At 66.8% G+C, this 14,778-nt stretch carries 14 protein-coding genes; 7 read left to right on the top strand and 7 right to left on the bottom strand.

The window, feature by feature from the left end:
- Positions 1-25: 25 nt before the first annotated feature.
- Positions 26-1,603, top strand: coding sequence for a choice-of-anchor I family protein (locus AC51BJ_RS10930; protein WP_496280229.1), 1,578 nt, complete (start codon positions 26-28; stop codon positions 1,601-1,603).
- Between the two features lie 214 nt (positions 1,604-1,817).
- The gene (locus AC51BJ_RS10925; protein ID WP_496280228.1) at positions 1,818-3,038 is read left to right on the top strand and encodes an NAD(P)H-dependent flavin oxidoreductase; all 1,221 of its coding nucleotides are present in this window, start codon (positions 1,818-1,820) and stop codon (positions 3,036-3,038) included.
- Here AC51BJ_RS10925 and AC51BJ_RS10920 read toward each other — a convergent pair.
- The 4 genes from AC51BJ_RS10920 to AC51BJ_RS10905 all read right to left on the bottom strand — a co-directional run bounded on the left by AC51BJ_RS10920 (position 3,019) and on the right by AC51BJ_RS10905 (position 4,700).
- Positions 3,019-3,435 (bottom strand): DUF6691 family protein, encoded by a 417-nt coding sequence (locus AC51BJ_RS10920; protein ID WP_430435443.1) that lies wholly within the window; start codon positions 3,433-3,435, stop codon positions 3,019-3,021. The two genes, AC51BJ_RS10925 and AC51BJ_RS10920, sit on opposite strands and share 20 nt — an antisense overlap.
- A 2-nt stretch (positions 3,436-3,437) precedes the next feature.
- Positions 3,438-3,872: a YeeE/YedE family protein gene (locus tag AC51BJ_RS10915; RefSeq protein ID WP_430435444.1), complete on the bottom strand. Its 435-nt coding sequence runs from the start codon at positions 3,870-3,872 to the stop codon at positions 3,438-3,440.
- The gene (locus tag AC51BJ_RS10910) at positions 3,869-4,198 is read right to left on the bottom strand and encodes an ArsR/SmtB family transcription factor (RefSeq protein WP_430435445.1); all 330 of its coding nucleotides are present in this window, start codon (positions 4,196-4,198) and stop codon (positions 3,869-3,871) included. The genes AC51BJ_RS10915 and AC51BJ_RS10910 overlap by 4 nt, the downstream gene beginning before the upstream one ends.
- Positions 4,199-4,265: 67 nt before the next feature.
- The gene (locus AC51BJ_RS10905; protein ID WP_430435446.1) at positions 4,266-4,700 is read right to left on the bottom strand and encodes a YciI family protein; all 435 of its coding nucleotides are present in this window, start codon (positions 4,698-4,700) and stop codon (positions 4,266-4,268) included.
- A 158-nt stretch (positions 4,701-4,858) separates the two neighbouring features.
- Between AC51BJ_RS10905 and AC51BJ_RS10900 the strand changes: the two genes are divergently transcribed.
- Positions 4,859-5,632: an MOSC domain-containing protein gene (locus tag AC51BJ_RS10900; RefSeq protein ID WP_496280227.1), complete on the top strand. Its 774-nt coding sequence runs from the start codon at positions 4,859-4,861 to the stop codon at positions 5,630-5,632.
- A gap of 288 nt (positions 5,633-5,920) precedes the next feature.
- Positions 5,921-6,883, top strand: a complete 963-nt coding sequence (locus tag AC51BJ_RS10895; protein ID WP_430435448.1) for a TerC family protein — start codon at positions 5,921-5,923, stop codon at positions 6,881-6,883.
- Between the two features lie 8 nt (positions 6,884-6,891).
- On the opposite strand, the gene AC51BJ_RS10890 is transcribed toward AC51BJ_RS10895, so the two are convergent.
- The 3 genes from AC51BJ_RS10890 to AC51BJ_RS10880 form a co-directional block, all read right to left on the bottom strand.
- On the bottom strand, positions 6,892-8,373 hold the full coding sequence (locus AC51BJ_RS10890) for a serine/threonine protein kinase (protein WP_496280226.1): 1,482 nt from the start codon (positions 8,371-8,373) through the stop codon (positions 6,892-6,894).
- A complete protein-coding gene (locus AC51BJ_RS10885; RefSeq protein WP_496280225.1) occupies positions 8,373-9,116 on the bottom strand; it encodes a metallophosphoesterase family protein in 744 nt (247 codons plus the stop codon). Before AC51BJ_RS10885 ends, AC51BJ_RS10890 begins: the two co-directional genes overlap by 1 nt.
- Positions 9,117-9,263: 147 nt before the next feature.
- A complete protein-coding gene (locus AC51BJ_RS10880) occupies positions 9,264-11,417 on the bottom strand; it encodes a 3'-5' exonuclease (protein ID WP_496280224.1) in 2,154 nt (717 codons plus the stop codon).
- A gap of 467 nt (positions 11,418-11,884) precedes the next feature.
- Between AC51BJ_RS10880 and AC51BJ_RS10875 the strand changes: the two genes are divergently transcribed.
- The 3 genes from AC51BJ_RS10875 to fabI all read left to right on the top strand — a co-directional run bounded on the left by AC51BJ_RS10875 (position 11,885) and on the right by fabI (position 14,767).
- The gene (locus AC51BJ_RS10875) at positions 11,885-13,588 is read left to right on the top strand and encodes an MFS transporter (RefSeq protein ID WP_430435452.1); all 1,704 of its coding nucleotides are present in this window, start codon (positions 11,885-11,887) and stop codon (positions 13,586-13,588) included.
- Between the two features lie 5 nt (positions 13,589-13,593).
- Complete coding sequence (locus AC51BJ_RS10870; RefSeq protein ID WP_496280223.1) at positions 13,594-13,737, top strand: hypothetical protein; 144 nt, start codon at positions 13,594-13,596, stop codon at positions 13,735-13,737.
- 256 nt (positions 13,738-13,993) lie between these two features.
- Positions 13,994-14,767 carry an enoyl-ACP reductase FabI gene (gene fabI, locus AC51BJ_RS10865; protein WP_496280222.1) on the top strand — a complete coding sequence of 258 codons (774 nt, stop codon included), beginning with the start codon at positions 13,994-13,996 and terminating at the stop codon, positions 14,765-14,767.
- The last annotated feature ends 11 nt before the right edge of the window (positions 14,768-14,778 follow it).

Raw genomic sequence — 14,778 nt, 5'->3', positions numbered from 1 at the left:
CGCCCAACAACAACAGGAGTTCGTCATGGTCAGAAAAATCACCGCCGCGGCCATCGCCGCGCTGTTCGTTCCGGTCGTCCAGGCAGCCGATGCCGTCAGCTGGGAAAAGCTGTGGACCTTCACCCACGGCGCCGGCACCAGCGTCGCCGGGCAGACCTCGGAAATCGTCGCCTTCGACAGCCTCAACAACGAACTGTGGGTGGCGGGCCTGAAAGGCATCGACATCCTGAGCGCAGCGACCGGCAGCTTCGTGCAGCACATCGACACCACCGCCTGGGGTGAGCTGAACAGCGTCGCCGTCCGCAACGGCGTGGCCGCCTTCGCCATCGCGGCACCGGTCAAGACCGCCGCCGGCACCGTGCTCACCTTCGACACGACCAGCCGCAGCATGCTGAACAGCTACTCGGTCGGCGCCCTGCCGGACATGGTCACCTTCACGCCGGACGGTCGCATCATGACCGCCAACGAAGGCGAACCGCTGCCGCTGACCGCCTCCACCACGCAGGAGGCACGCGGCTCGATCAGCATCATCGACACCACGCGCGATGCCGTCACCACGCTGGGCTTCAGCGCCTACGACGGCACCAGCGGTCTCGGCCGCATCGTCACGCCGGGCAGCAAGCCCTCGCTCGACTGGGAACCCGAATACATCGCAGTGGCGAAGGACGGCAAGAGCGCGATGGTGACGCTGCAGGAAGCGAACGCGGTGGCGATGATCGATCTGACGACGAATTCGATCACCAGCGTGAAGTCGCTCGGCCTGAAGGACTTCAGCCTGCCGCAGAACGCGATCGACACCTCCGACCGCGACGGCCCGGCCAATACGGCACTGACCGGCAATTACCGCACGGTGCCGGTCAAGGGCATGTACATGCCGGATGCCATCGCCGCCTACAGCAGCGGCGGCAAGACCTATTACGTCACCGCCAACGAAGGCGACTCGCGCAACCTCGCCGACGCGGTCCCCGGCGCCTTCAACGAGGAGATCCGCGTCGGTTCCGGCAGCTACGTGCTCGACCCGACCGTGTTTCCGAACGCGGCCGACCTGAAGAAGAATGCCAACCTCGGCCGCCTGACGGTCACGACCTCCGGCGGCGACCTCGACGGCGACGGCGACTACGACGAAATCCACACCTTCGGCGGCCGCTCCTTCTCCATCCTGGACGAGAACGGCAATCAGGTCTTCGACAGCGGCAACCAGCTCGAAGCGCTGTTGCTGGCGCAGTTCCCGGCGCTGATCGACGACGGTCGCAGCGACAACAAGGGCATCGAACCGGAAGGCGTGACGCTGCTCGAAGTGGGCGAGCGCACGCTGGCCTTCATCGGCTTCGAACGTTCGCTGCAGAGCGTGATCGCGATCTACGACGTGACCGACCCGACCGCCGCCACCTTCCTCGACTTCATCGTCGACGCCGACTCGCTGTCGCCGGAAGGCCTGAGCGCCTTCGAATACGACGGCAAGCTCTTCCTCGCGGTGGCCAACGAAGTGTCCGGCACAACCTCGATGTTCTCGATCAGCGCGGTACCGGAACCGGAAACCTACGCCATGCTGCTGGCCGGCCTCGGCATGATCGGCCTGGCCGTGAAGCGGCGCATGCGCTGAGCGGCCGGTGGGTCGATGCCTGTGGGCGCGGCGCGGACGTCGCGGCCCGCAGGCTTCGATGCGGGTTGCTGACGGGGTCAGAAGACCCCTCCCACAGACCCCGGCCCGGGCGGGTGACGCGTGCATCGTGACGGGGGACCGGCTTGACCTTGCTCAAGCCGGCTCTGCCGTCGGGCGGCTATGGTGTCGCCCACACTCCGTCGGTCCGTACACCATGATGCAGTCCCCTTCCGAAGTTTCCGCCGTCACGTCGGCGGTCAGTCCGCATGCCGAGCAGTTCGCCCGCAGCGGCCTGCAGCCGCTGAAGCTGGGCGGCCGCACACTGCTGCCCATCGTGCAGGGCGGCATGGGCGTCGGCGTGTCGGCACACCGGCTGGCAGGCACCGTGGCCCAGCAGGGCGGCGTCGGCACCCTTTCATCGGTCGACCTGCGCCGTCATCACCCGGACCTGATGGAACGCACACGCGGCCTGCGCGGTGAAGACGCCAAACAGCAGATCAACGCCGCCAACGTCGAAGCCCTGCAGCGCGAGATCGCGGCAGCGAAGGAAATTTCGGGCGGTCGCGGCATGCTTGCGGTGAACGTGATGCGTGCCGTCAGCGCCTACGCCGAACACGTGAAGACCGCACTGCAGGCGGGCATCGACGCCATCGTCGTCGGCGCCGGCCTGCCGCTGGATCTGCCGGAACTGGCGCGCGAACACCCGAAGGCGGCGCTGATCCCCATCCTGTCCGACGCGCGCGGCGTGCAGCTCATCGTCCGCAAATGGGAGCGCAAGCAGCGCGCACCCGATGCCGTCGTGCTCGAACACCCGGGCTGGGCCGCCGGCCACCTCGGCGCGGCCAAGGTCGAAGACACCAGCGACCCGCGCTTCGATTTCGAACGCGTGGTGCCGGAAACGCTGGAAGTGCTGCACAAGGCCGGGCTCGACGGACAGGTGCCGGTCATCGTCGCCGGCGGCCTGCGCACGCACGAGGACATCCGTCGCATGCAGGCGCTGGGCGCGTCGGCGGTGCAGTTCGGCACCTCGTTCGCGGTGACCGAGGAATGCGACGCAGACGACGCCTTCAAGCACGTGCTGGCAGAGGCGCGCGACGAGGACCTGGTGGAATTCACCAGCGTGGCCGGTCTGCCGGCGCGCGCGGTGCGCACGCCCTGGCTGCAGAAATACCTGTCGCTGATCGACAAGACGCAGGCGGTGGCACACGCCAAGTCGCGCTGCGCCAAGAGCTTCGACTGCCTCGCCCAGTGCGGGCTGCGCGACGGCCTGATCGGCTGGGGCCAGTTCTGCATCGATCACCAGCTGGCCGCCGCGCTGAAGGGTGACCTGAAGACCGGCCTCTTCTTCCGCGGCCGCGGCGCCCTGCCCTTCGGCAACCAGATCCGCAGCGTGCGCGCGCTGTTCGACTACCTGCTTACGCCCGCGGCCGCGTGAGCCAGGCGTGGATCGCCATGCCGGCGATCATCGCGGCCACGAACACCACCGCCGTCATCGACCCCATAGTCAGCGACACCAGCGCCGGCCCCGGACAGTAACCTGCCAGCCCCCAGCCGACGCCGAATGCGAGGCTGCCCAGTACCAGCGGCGCGTCGATGCGCGTCGCTGTCGGCAGCGCCACATCGCAGCCGGCCCAGCACTGCCGGCGCGCCTTTGCCAGCGTGAATGCCGGCAACGCGGCACCGATCGCCCCGGCCATGACCAGCGCCAGCGACGGGTCCCAGCTGCCGGCCAGGTCGAGAAAGCCGACCACCTTGGTCGGGTTGGCCATGCCGGACAGCAACAGGCCGAGGCCAAACAGGAGGCCGGCGACGAGTGCGATCAGCGCTTGCATGTTCATGCTCCGAGCAGGTGACGGACGATATAGACGGTGGCAAAACCGGCGCCCATGAAGGCCAGCGTGGCCACCAGCGACCGTGGTGAAAGGCGCGACAGGCCGCACACGCCATGGCCGCTGGTGCAGCCCGAGCCGTAACGCGTGCCGATGCCGACCAGCAGTCCGGCGACGACCAGCAGGCCGCCGCCGGCCACCGGCTGCGCCTCGGGCAGCGCGGCAAACAGCCGCCACAGCAAGGGCGCAGCCAGCAGCCCGCCGAGGAAGGCCAGCCGCCAGGTCGTATCCGGGCCACCCGGCTTGAGCAGACCGCCGACGATGCCGCTGATGCCGGCCACCCGCCCGCTGCCCAGTATCAGCAAGGCGGCCGACAGGCCGATCAGTACGCCGCCGGCCAGCGAACTCCAGGGCGTGAAGGCGTCCCAGGCAATGTTCATCGTGTGTCTCCGTGCTTATCGGTGTCGGCGCAGAAGCGCGCGTGCAGGGTCTGCATGACTGCCAGCGCGTCGTCACTGGCAATGCGGTAATGGATGTACTTGCCGTCACGCCGCGTATCGACCAGGCCCTCGCGGCGCAGCACACCCAGCTGCTGCGACAGCGTGGGCTGGACGATGCCCAGCGTCTGTTCCAGCTCCCCCACCGTGTGCTCGCGCTCGGCCAGCCGGCACAGCAGCACCAGCCGGTCCTCGTGCGCCAGCACGCGCAGCAGCGCGCAGGCACGCGAAGCGGAGATGCGCAGATCGTCGAGCGTGGGTGTGTCCATGGCTAACAATATATCGGTTGATATATTGTTTTTCAATAGAGCGTCAGATTCGACCCTGCCGGTGTGCTCAGCCGCCGGGCAGATTGCGCTCGATCTGCTCGCGCAGCCGATCCTCCTGCGCGCGCAGTTCGGGCGTCATCGCATCGCCGAAGTCGTCGGATTCGAAAATCTGCCGGATCTCGATTTCCGACTCGCCCGGCATCGGGTTGGGGCACCGCTTCACCCAGTCGATGGCTTCCTGAAGCGACGCGCATTGCCACACCCAGTAGCCGGCGATCAGCTCCTTGGTCTCGGCGAACGGGCCGTCGGTCACCTCGCGCGCGGAGCCGAAAAACCTTACGCGGGCCCCGCGCGAACTTGGGTGCAGCCCTTCGCCGCCCAGCATGACGCCGGCCTTGACCAGTTCCTCGTTGAAGCGGCCCATCTCGGTGAGCAGCGCCTCGTCCGGCATTACGCCCGCCTCGCTGTTCGCGTCGGCCTTGATCAGCACCATGAATCGCATGTCGGTCTCTCCTTCAAGTGGGTGATTGAGGGGTACGTCCGGACGACGAAGCAGCCGCGCAGGAATCGACAAGACCGGCGCATCCGGTGAACGACTTATTGCCGACGTCGGCCGGCGCCCCGAGCATCCGCTCATTTCTCACTTCCCCGGGCGCCGCCATGATCACGCTCCGTCAGCTCTACCGCTACCCCGTAAAGGGCCTGTCCGCCGAACCGCTCGACCGCGTCGAGCTGCGCGCAGGCGAGGGCATGCCGCTCGACCGCCTGTACGCGCTCACCAACGGCAGCTGGGACTTCGATGCCGGCAGCTATCAGCCACGCCCGAAGACTGACTTCATCGCGCTGATGGACCACCCGGCACTGGCCGCCCTCACCACTCACCTCGACGACGATGCGCGCCGCCTCACCGTGCGCACGCCGGACGATCGCACACTGCAGGTCGACCTCGACGACAGCGCCGCTTGCGCCCGCTTCGCCGATTTCGTCGCCCGCCACCTCGGCGCCCGCTTCGAAGGCCCGCCCACGCTTGTCGCTGGCGAAGGCTTCCGCTTCACCGACGTGAGCGTGCTGTCGCACGGCATGATGAATGCGGTGTCACTGATCAACCTCGCTACGGTGCGCCGCATCGGCGAGGAATGGGGCGTGGACATCGACCCCATGCGCTTTCGCGCCAACCTCTATATCGACGGCGCCGAGCCGTGGGCGGAAGCGAACTGGCTCGACCGAGAACTGACGATCGGCAACGTGCGTCTGAAGGCGGTCATGCGCACCCCGCGCTGCGCCGCCACCAGCGTGAACCCGCTCACCGCGGTGCGTGACATGACCCTGCCGGCGACCATGATGGAGCGCTACGGGCATCGCGAGTTGGGGGTGTATCTGGAAGTGGTGGCCGGCGGAACGCTGGAGCCGGGCACCCGGGTGGAGGTGTTCTAGCCGGCTCGGCGAGTAGGATTCCGCTGACAGCCCTCCGGCGGCCTGCCCTCTATATTCCGCCCATCCCAAAGGGGAGTAGCTCCAACCGCCGTGTCGTCATTCCGGCCCGCCCGAGTACGTGGCGAGCCCGGCACGCCGGGCGGACGTTCGCGCGATGCGACCGTCCGCGAGCGAGACCTTTGCCGCAATGGCAAAGGTCGTTCCGTTCAGCCGGACCGTCCGCGCCAGCGCGTGGATGGCGCGTCGCAGCCGCGGCGCAGGGCGAAACGACACAGGAACTCCCTTTTCATGGAAACAATCGGCACCTGGTGGATGTGGGCGGGCTTTTTCGGCACCGTCCTCGTCATGTTGGCGATCGACCTCTTCGTGGTCGGCGGCGGCAAGCAGCATCGCGTAGGCGTGAAGGAAGCGGCCGTCTGGTCGGGCATCTGGGTCCTCGTATCGATGACCTTCGCGGGCCTGCTGTGGGCCTATCTGGCCAACACCGTTGGGCGCGAGGTGGCGGACGAGAAAGCGCTGGAATACGTCACCGGCTATCTGATCGAGAAATCACTGGCCATCGACAACGTGTTCGTCTGGCTGATGCTGTTCAGCTTCTTTCACATTCCGCTCGAACTGCAGAAGCGCGTGCTGGTATACGGCGTGCTCGGCGCCATCGTCATGCGCACCGGCATGATCTTCGCGGGCGTCTGGCTGATCCAGCAGTTTCACTGGCTGCTCTATGTATTTGGCGCCTTCCTGCTGATCACTGGCGTGAAGATGTGGTTCATGGCCGAACACACGCCGGACCTGGAAAAGAATCCAGTCATCCGCTGGATACGCGGCCACATGAAGGTGACCGACCGGCTCGACGGCGAACGCTTTTTCGTGATGAAGGAGGAAGGCGGCCGACTGGTGCGCTACGTCACGCCGCTGTTCCTCGTACTCGTACTGGTTGAGCTGACCGACCTCATCTTCGCCGTGGATTCGATTCCGGCCATCTTCGCCATCACCACCGATCCATTCATCGTGCTCACGTCCAATGTTTTCGCCATTCTTGGCCTGCGCTCGATGTACTTCCTGCTGGCCGACATGGCCGACCGGTTCTCGCTGCTGAAGTACGGACTGGCGCTGGTGCTGGCGTTCGTCGGCACGAAGATGCTGCTGATCGACCTCGTGAAGATTCCGGTCCTGCTGTCGCTCGGCGTGGTGGCGGTCATCATCGGCGGTTCGGTGGTGCTGTCGCTGCGGCGTAGTGCGCGACGCAAATGAAGCGCTGCCTAAGCGCGCTCGTCTCGGCCGGCATCGCGCCCGGCCGTCTCGCGTACGACAGTGACCGTGCAGTCCGATTCGGCGACGACGCGCGCCGACACGCTGCCGAGGAAGCGGCGCATGACCGAGCTGCTGCGCGCCCCCATGACAATGTGATCGACCGCGTTGCGCCGCGCGAAATCGACGATGGCATTGGCCGGGTCGGGCGCCTCCAGCACCTGATAGGTGATGCCGGCGCCGCGCGCCGGATCTTCGAGCTTCTGCGCCAGCACAAGCGGGCGAGCCCAGTGCTTCAGCTGCACCAGCCGCTTCACATGAATGCTTTCGCCATCCTTGTCGGTCAGTTCGTCCATGCCGACGCGTCGCGTCTTCATGACCGTGACACAGGCCAGGCGGACCGAGCGCTCCGTCTGCAGCATGCGCTCCAGCGTGTGGCGCATGCTCTGCATCAGGCCGGGTGAGGCACCCGCCACGTCGACGGCGACCATGATGATGCCGTGTCGTGCAACGTGCGATCCAGCACTACCACGCTCCTTCGGCTCATTGCCGACGGCGGCGAACCAGCGCTTGAGCGTGTCGATGCGGCCACCGGTCGAGTTGCGTTCCGCCCGCGCCGTCAACGCGACCTGGTGCGGATGGCTGAGATCGAATGCCAGCAGCGCGGCAGTCTGGTGGCGATTGGCCGGATCGACTTCGAGGCAGCGCAGGATGATTTCCTGCAGCCAGGGCGGGCAGTCGGGGCGGAGCACACGTGGCGGCACCGGCTCACGGTACAGCCGCTCACGAAGCCCACGCACGGTGTTCGGCTTGCCGAACGGACGCTCACCGGTCAGCAGGTGGTAGAGCATGACGCCGAGGGCGAACAGGTCGCTGCGCGGCTCGTCGCGCACGAACTGCACCTGCTCCGGCGACATGTAGGGGCCGGTGCCCATGGGCAGCGTGAATTCCTCGTCCAGCAGATCCGGCAGGTGATCGTGGCGCGACAGGCCGAAGTCGACGAGCACCGCCGTGCCGTCCGGGCGGAACATGATGTTGCTCGGCTTCACGTCGAGATGGATCACGTGCTGCAGGTGCAGATCGTGCAGCGCTGCAGCGACGCGCGCACCGATGCTGGCAACCTCGTCGGCCGGCAGCGGCGCGTGGTCGAGCCGCGGACGCAGCGAATCACCGGCGATGTGTTCCATCACGATGTAGGGCTGCATCGTGAAATCGCCCTTGGCGATGAACTGCGGCACGTGCACGCCGCGCAGCATCGGCAGGATCATCTGCTCGACCTCGAAGCCGACGATGGTGGCCGGGTCCTCGCCGCCCATGATGCGCGGGATCTTCATGATCATCGGCATCACGTGGTCCGGATGCGTCACCCGCCACAGATTGGCCATGCCGCCACGGTGCAGGTGTTCTTCGAGGCGGAAGCCATCGATCACCTGACCGACTTCGAGCGGCACGCGCGGTGCCGGTGTGTCCTGTGGCGTGTCGTCCTGCTGCACTAGCTGCCCTCCATCAGACGTTCGCCCAGGCGGGCTGGCAGGCCAGCGGCCGCGATCTTGCGCGCCGCTTCCTCGTGGTGATAAGGCACGCGGTGAAAGGTGAGCTCGGCGCGCAGCGAATCGAACATCGCCCAGCAGGCCGCCGGGTTGCCGTCGCGCGGCTGGCCGGCGGACCCGGGCAGCACGAACCACTGGCGGTGCGGCGGCACCGGGATGGCGACGCCGGGGGTGGGCGTGAAGTCGGCGATCTTGCCCAGGCCGGACAGGTTGAACAGCTGCGGGTCGTGCACATGGCCAGCAAAGGTATAGCGCGCGTGCGTCGAATTCAGGCTGCGCACCGCCTCGGAACGACCGGTGACGTACTCCCACTCCTGCGGCGCGTAGGCGTTGGCGTGCACGAACAGGCAGCCGTTGCGCTCTACCGAGTAGGGCAGCCTGGCAAGAAAGTCGATCTGCGCGGCATCGAGCTGGGTGCGCGTCCATTCGATGGCACGTCGCGCGTCGCTGTTCATCGAATCGCGCGGGCCGTCGACCACCGCCTTGTCGTGATTGCCCATGACGGCAATCGCGCCGGCCGCCACCAGCTCGCGCGCCCGATCCACCACCCAGGCGGGGTCGGCGCCGTAGCCGACGAAATCGCCGAGCAGCGCATAGGTTTCGGCGCCCTGTCGCTCGGCGTCGTCGAGGCAGGCTTCGAAGGCTTCGCGGTTGGCGTGGATATCGGTAATCAGTGCCAGTTTCATCTGCAGGGTGCTCCGTCGTCGATGCGGCCGGACCGGACGATGCGGCCGCTCGCTGTGCTGAAGAATCCGGCGGCCTGCAAGACAGCATGCGACGGTCGCGCGGCAGGAGGTTTGCGCCGGGTCAAATGTGCCCGCACGCGGCCCCGTTCAGTAGGCAATGCGGGCATGGTAGGTGTTCCGTGACGCAGCCAGCGCATCGCCCAGCGTATGGATGCCGCGCGCAGCCAGCAGCGGCAGCAGCTTCTGGAATATTTCGGCGGTGACCAGCGCATCACCGAGCGCGGTATGGCGGCCACTGACCGCGATGCCGAAGCGCCCCGCGATGTCCTCCAGCCGGTGCGATGCCTGCCCCGGCTGCACCAGCGCCGACAGCAGCAGCGTGTCGAGCACCGGTTGTTCGAAGCGCACGCCGGCACGCGCCTGCTTGAGTTCGAGGAAGCGCATGTCGAAGGCGGCGTTGTGCGCCACCAGCACGGTGTCGCGCGCAAATGCGTGAAAGGCCGGCAGCACCGCGTCGATCAGCGGCTGGCCGCGCAGGTCTTCGGCGCGCAGGCCATGCACTGCCGTGCTGGCCGCCGGCACCGGACGCTGCGGGTCCACGCACTGCTCGAAACTTTCGCTGCGCAGCAGCCGGCCATTGACGATGCGGGTGGCGCCGATCTGGATGATTTCGTCGCCGCCGGAGGGGTCCAGCCCGGTCGTTTCGGTGTCGAACACGGTGTAGGTCAGTTCGCTCAGCGGCCGTTCGGCCAGCGCGCGCGCCGGGTCGCCAGTGCGGAACAGGTCGAAGTCGTAGAACTCCGGACGGCCTGTGACGCGGCTCGCGGCGGGCGCCTGCGCCGGCGCACCGGCCAGCGGCAGAAGGAAGCGGAAGCGCGTGCGATGGCTGGCCCGCTCGCGCTCGACGCCGAACTGCCCGCCGTGCCGCTCGACCACATCACGGATCGACAGCGGCGTGCGGTCGTCACCGCTGTTCATCGCCTCCATCTGCCAGCTCATGACGGTGTCGGTGCTCATGCTGCGCCCCTGCCAGATCAGGTCGAGGCTCGCCTGCGCGCCGCCCGGCTCCGCCTGCAGCGACAGCGCCAACACGCGCACCTCGTACTCGTCGGCCAGCCGCCGCGCCAGCCACTCCACCGCCTGCAGCAGCGCGAAGCTGTCGACGCGCAGCCACAGCGCGGCGTCCACCTGCTCCGCCTGCATACGCGGTACCGCAACACGACGGACGGCCGCGGTGACGAGGTCGGCACCGCGCATGTCCTCCAGCGGCCAGCGCGTCTTGACGCTGCGCAGTGCGGTGTCGGACAGCGCACGCAGCCGGCCGTCGAGCGCCGCGATGCCGTCGCGGACGAGCGCGACCAGCCTGCCCCTGGTGGACATGTCGTCGCCCGTGCGGACGAGCTGGTCGAGCGCACCCTGCATGCCTGCCAGCGTGGCGCGGCAGGTTTCGTCGAAATCGAGCAGCTGGCGGTCGCGCGCGCTGTCTTCCTCGTACTCGCGGGTGATGTTGTCGAACACCAGCACGAAGCCGGCGAGGTCCGTCTGCGGGCCGTCGTCAGCCGCCGGCACCGGCGCCATCTGCACGCGCAGCAGCTGGCCGCCGCGCGTGGCGGTGACGAACTGAGCGCCCGGGTGCTCGTCGCCGCCGCGCATACGACTGCGCACGGTGTCGAGCGCGTGTTCGACCAGCGGGCGGTCGAGCACCGGGTAGATGGAGCGCCCGAGCCCCAGCAGCTCGCTGCCGCCGAGGCCGTCCGGCGCGTCGGACAGTGCGCGGAACTGCAACCGGGCGCGCCGGTTGTACAGCAGGATGCAGCCATCGAGATTGCACACGACCACGCTCTGCGCCAGTTCCGACATCAGCGCTGCAAGGCGGCCGCGCTCGTGTTCGAGCCGGCGGCTGCCGGCGCGTACCTGTTCATCAATGCCGGCGCGCAGGCTGTCGCGCTGCGAGGCCAGGCCGGCGATCGCGCGTGCAAGCTCACGGGTTTCCGCGCTGCCCTGGTCAGTCACCAGCGGCGCCGCGCCGGTCTCGACCACGGCGTGCGCTGCTTCCGCCAGCCGCGCCGGCGCGCCGAACAGCCAGCCATGCAGCACGCGCAGGGGCGGCACGGCCAGTGCCAGCACGAGCGCCCACACCATGAACACGAGTGGAAGACGGTCGCCGACCAGCACTAGCAGCTGCGCCCGCTGTGTCGGGTCAAGCGAGGCGACGACAAGCCCGCCGGCGGCGCACAGTGTCAGCGCCAGCAGACCGCCGAGCAGCGCGAGCGCAACGAAGAAGCGCCGGTCCGGCTTCATGCGGACCGCGCCACGGAGGAGCGGGATGCGATACGGGGGACGAAGACCGCCGGCTGGCCGTCGCCGGCGTTCAGGGTCGGATGGCACAAGGCCGGACTCCTCCTTCTGGGTGCCTGCCGGCGCGCCGCATTCTGAAGAGGGCTGCGCCATGAGCGCGCATATTGCCGCAGCGCGTCATCGAGCGCAGCGGCCGGCGCGAAAAAATTTTCGTCACGCGACACGCTCACTGCATCGCAACATCGGGTGCGCACCGAGCCGCAACAAACCCCGCTCATCCTTTCCTGGCAACCCTTGGCGGAATATTGCAACGCAATATCCAGCGCTTTCTCCGTGCACCCCGTGCGGGTGCAACCCTCGCGCCGCGACGCAAGTAAGCGAGAAGTAAGTTTTCCTGCGCATCCTCCGGCCCGCATAGTGTCTGCAGACGCTATACACATACCGATCATAAACAGAGGAGGTGGTGTCAAGTGACCACAGCAAACATTGCAGCGGGCGCCGAAAAGGCTCGCCCCATGACCGGCGAGGAGAAGAAGGTCATCTTCGCTTCTTCGCTCGGCACGGTCTTCGAGTGGTATGACTTTTACCTGTACGGTTCGCTGGCAGCGATCATCGCCAAGCAGTTCTTCTCCGGGCTTGATCCGCAAGCGGCGTTCATCTTCGCGCTGCTCGCCTTCGCCGCCGGCTTCATCGTGCGTCCGTTCGGTGCACTGGTGTTCGGTCGCCTCGGCGACATGATCGGCCGCAAGTACACCTTCCTCGTCACCATCCTGATCATGGGCTTGTCGACCTTCATCGTCGGCGTACTGCCCAATTACGCGTCGATCGGCGTGGCCGCTCCGGTCATCCTGATCGCGCTGCGCATGCTGCAGGGCCTGGCGCTCGGCGGCGAGTACGGCGGTGCCGCCACCTACGTGGCCGAGCACGCACCGCACGGCAAGCGCGGCGCCTACACGGCATGGATCCAGACCACGGCAACGCTGGGCCTGTTCCTGTCGCTGATGGTGATTCTCGGCACCCGTACCCTGATCGGTGAAGAAGCATTCGCCGACTGGGGCTGGCGCGTGCCGTTCATCGTGTCCATCCTGCTGCTGGCGATTTCGGTGTGGATCCGTCTGACGATGAACGAATCGCCCGCCTTCAAGAAGATGAAGGAAGAGGGCAAGACGTCGAAGGCACCGCTGACCGAATCCTTCGGCCAGTGGAAGAACCTGAAGATCGTCATCCTGGCGCTGGTCGGCATGGTCGCGGGTCAGGCGGTGGTGTGGTACTCGGGTCAGTTCTACGCGCTGTTCTTCCTGGCCAACGTGCTGAAGGTGGACGGCCCGACCGCCAACATCCTGGTGGCCGTATCGCTGATCATCGGCACGCCCTTCTTCGTCGTGTTCGGTACGCTGTCCGACAAGATCGGTCGCAAGCCCATCATCATGGCGGGCCTGGCGCTGGCCATCGTGACCTACTTCCCGCTGTTCAAGGCACTGACCGAGGCCGCCAACCCGGCGCTGGCAGCTGCCCAGGCATCGGCCAAGATCACCGTGACGGTCGATCCGAAGCAGTGCTCCTTCCAGGGCAGCCCGATCTCGCGCGACGTGGACTTCACCACCAGCTGCGACATCGCCAAGCGCGCTCTGGCACAGGCTTCCGCCAGCTACGAAACGATCGAGGCGCCGGCCGGCACGAACGGCAAGGTGCAGATCGGCGAAACCGTGATCGACGTGCCGACCGCCACGCTGATGGCCGGCGGTCACAAGTTCGACGAAGCATCGGTGAAGGCTATCGGAGACTTCAAGAAGGCTGTTGCCGACGCGATGAAGGCCGCCGGTTACCCGGCCAAGGCTGACCCGATCAAGCCGCTGTCGGCCAACTGGTGGAAGATCGTCGCCATCCTGACCATCCTCGTGATCTACGTGACGATGGTCTACGGTCCGATCGCTGCGGCGCTGGTCGAAATGTTCCCGACCCGCATCCGCTACACTTCGATGAGTCTGCCGTATCACATCGGCAATGGCTGGTTCGGTGGCCTGATGCCCACGATCGCGTTCGCGATGGTGGCGCAGAACGGCAACATCTACTACGGCCTCTGGTACCCGATCACGATCGCTGCCATCACCCTGGTGATCGGCCTGCTGTTCGTGAAGGAAACCAAGGACGTGGATATTTTTGCGAAGGATTGAGAATCATGTGGAAGATAGCTGTTGGCTTCATCGCGTTCGCTGCACTGGCGCTGTACATCCTGTCCCAGGGTGGAGACATCGACATGTCGGGTGAGAAACACGGCGTCGAGTCGCACTCCGAACCGGCTGCAAAGCCCGAGTCAAAGTGAGCCGATGGTGAGCCGATCGCTGCTTCCACAGCGTTCCCTCGCCATGCAGCGAGCGGCCTGAGCCCACAAGGCGCCGGCTGCTCCGGAAAAAGCCCCGCATCCGCGGGGCTTTTTTTCGCCCGTACGGCGGCGCAACCGCTGCGACGAAGGCGCAGTCCGGCCGTGACGCGCATCAACATTAAGTTGCGTTGCAGCAACGTCCGGTCATGGAAGGACACATAGAATCGGCGGGTCGCCTAGTTTGGAGCCTGCCATCATGTCCCCTTTCCCCCCTCCGCTTTCCGGCAAGAAGGGGCTCATCGTCGGTCTCGCCAACGACCTCAGCATCGCCTGGGGCTGTGCAAGCGCCACAAGAGCCCAGGGCGCCGAACTGGTGCTCTCCTGCCTCAACGACAAGGCGCTGCGCTATGTCGCACCGCTGGCCGATCAGCTCGCCTCGCCGCTATACACCTGCGACGTCGAGAAAGAGGGCGACCTGGAGGCGCTCGTGGCCCGGGCGGTCGGACATCTGGGTCGCATCGACTTCGTCATCCACTCGATCGCCTGGGCCCCCCTGGAAGATCTGCACGGCCAGGTGATCGACAGCTCGAGCACCGGTTTCGCGCGCGCGATGGAAGTGTCGTGCCACAGTTTCGCGCAACTGGCCAAGCTGTGCGCACCGCACATGAGCGCCGGCGGCAGCATGATCACCATGTCTTATCTGGGCGCGGAAGAAGCGGTGCCGCATTACGGCCTGATGGGACCGGTGAAGGCGGCGCTGGAATCGCTGGTGCGCTACATGGCGATGGAGCTCGGCCCGCGCGGCATCCGCGTGCATGCGGTGTCGCCCGGCCCGATCATGACGCGCGCCGCCTCCGGCATCGCCTCCTTCGACGAGCTGATGGAGAGCGCGATCCGCAAGTCGCCGCTCGGCCGCCTGGTCACGCTGGACGAGATCGCCCAGCTCTGTGCCTTCCTGTGCTCGGACGCATCGTCCGGCATGACCGGCCAGACGCTTTACGTCGACGCCGGCTGCCACGCCGTCGCCTGACCGCCCTCCCG

This window comes from Methyloversatilis sp. S146-33, assembly GCF_059552495.1.
Note: the sequence above shows the minus strand (reverse complement) of the source record. Positions and strands in the feature narration are given on the sequence as shown.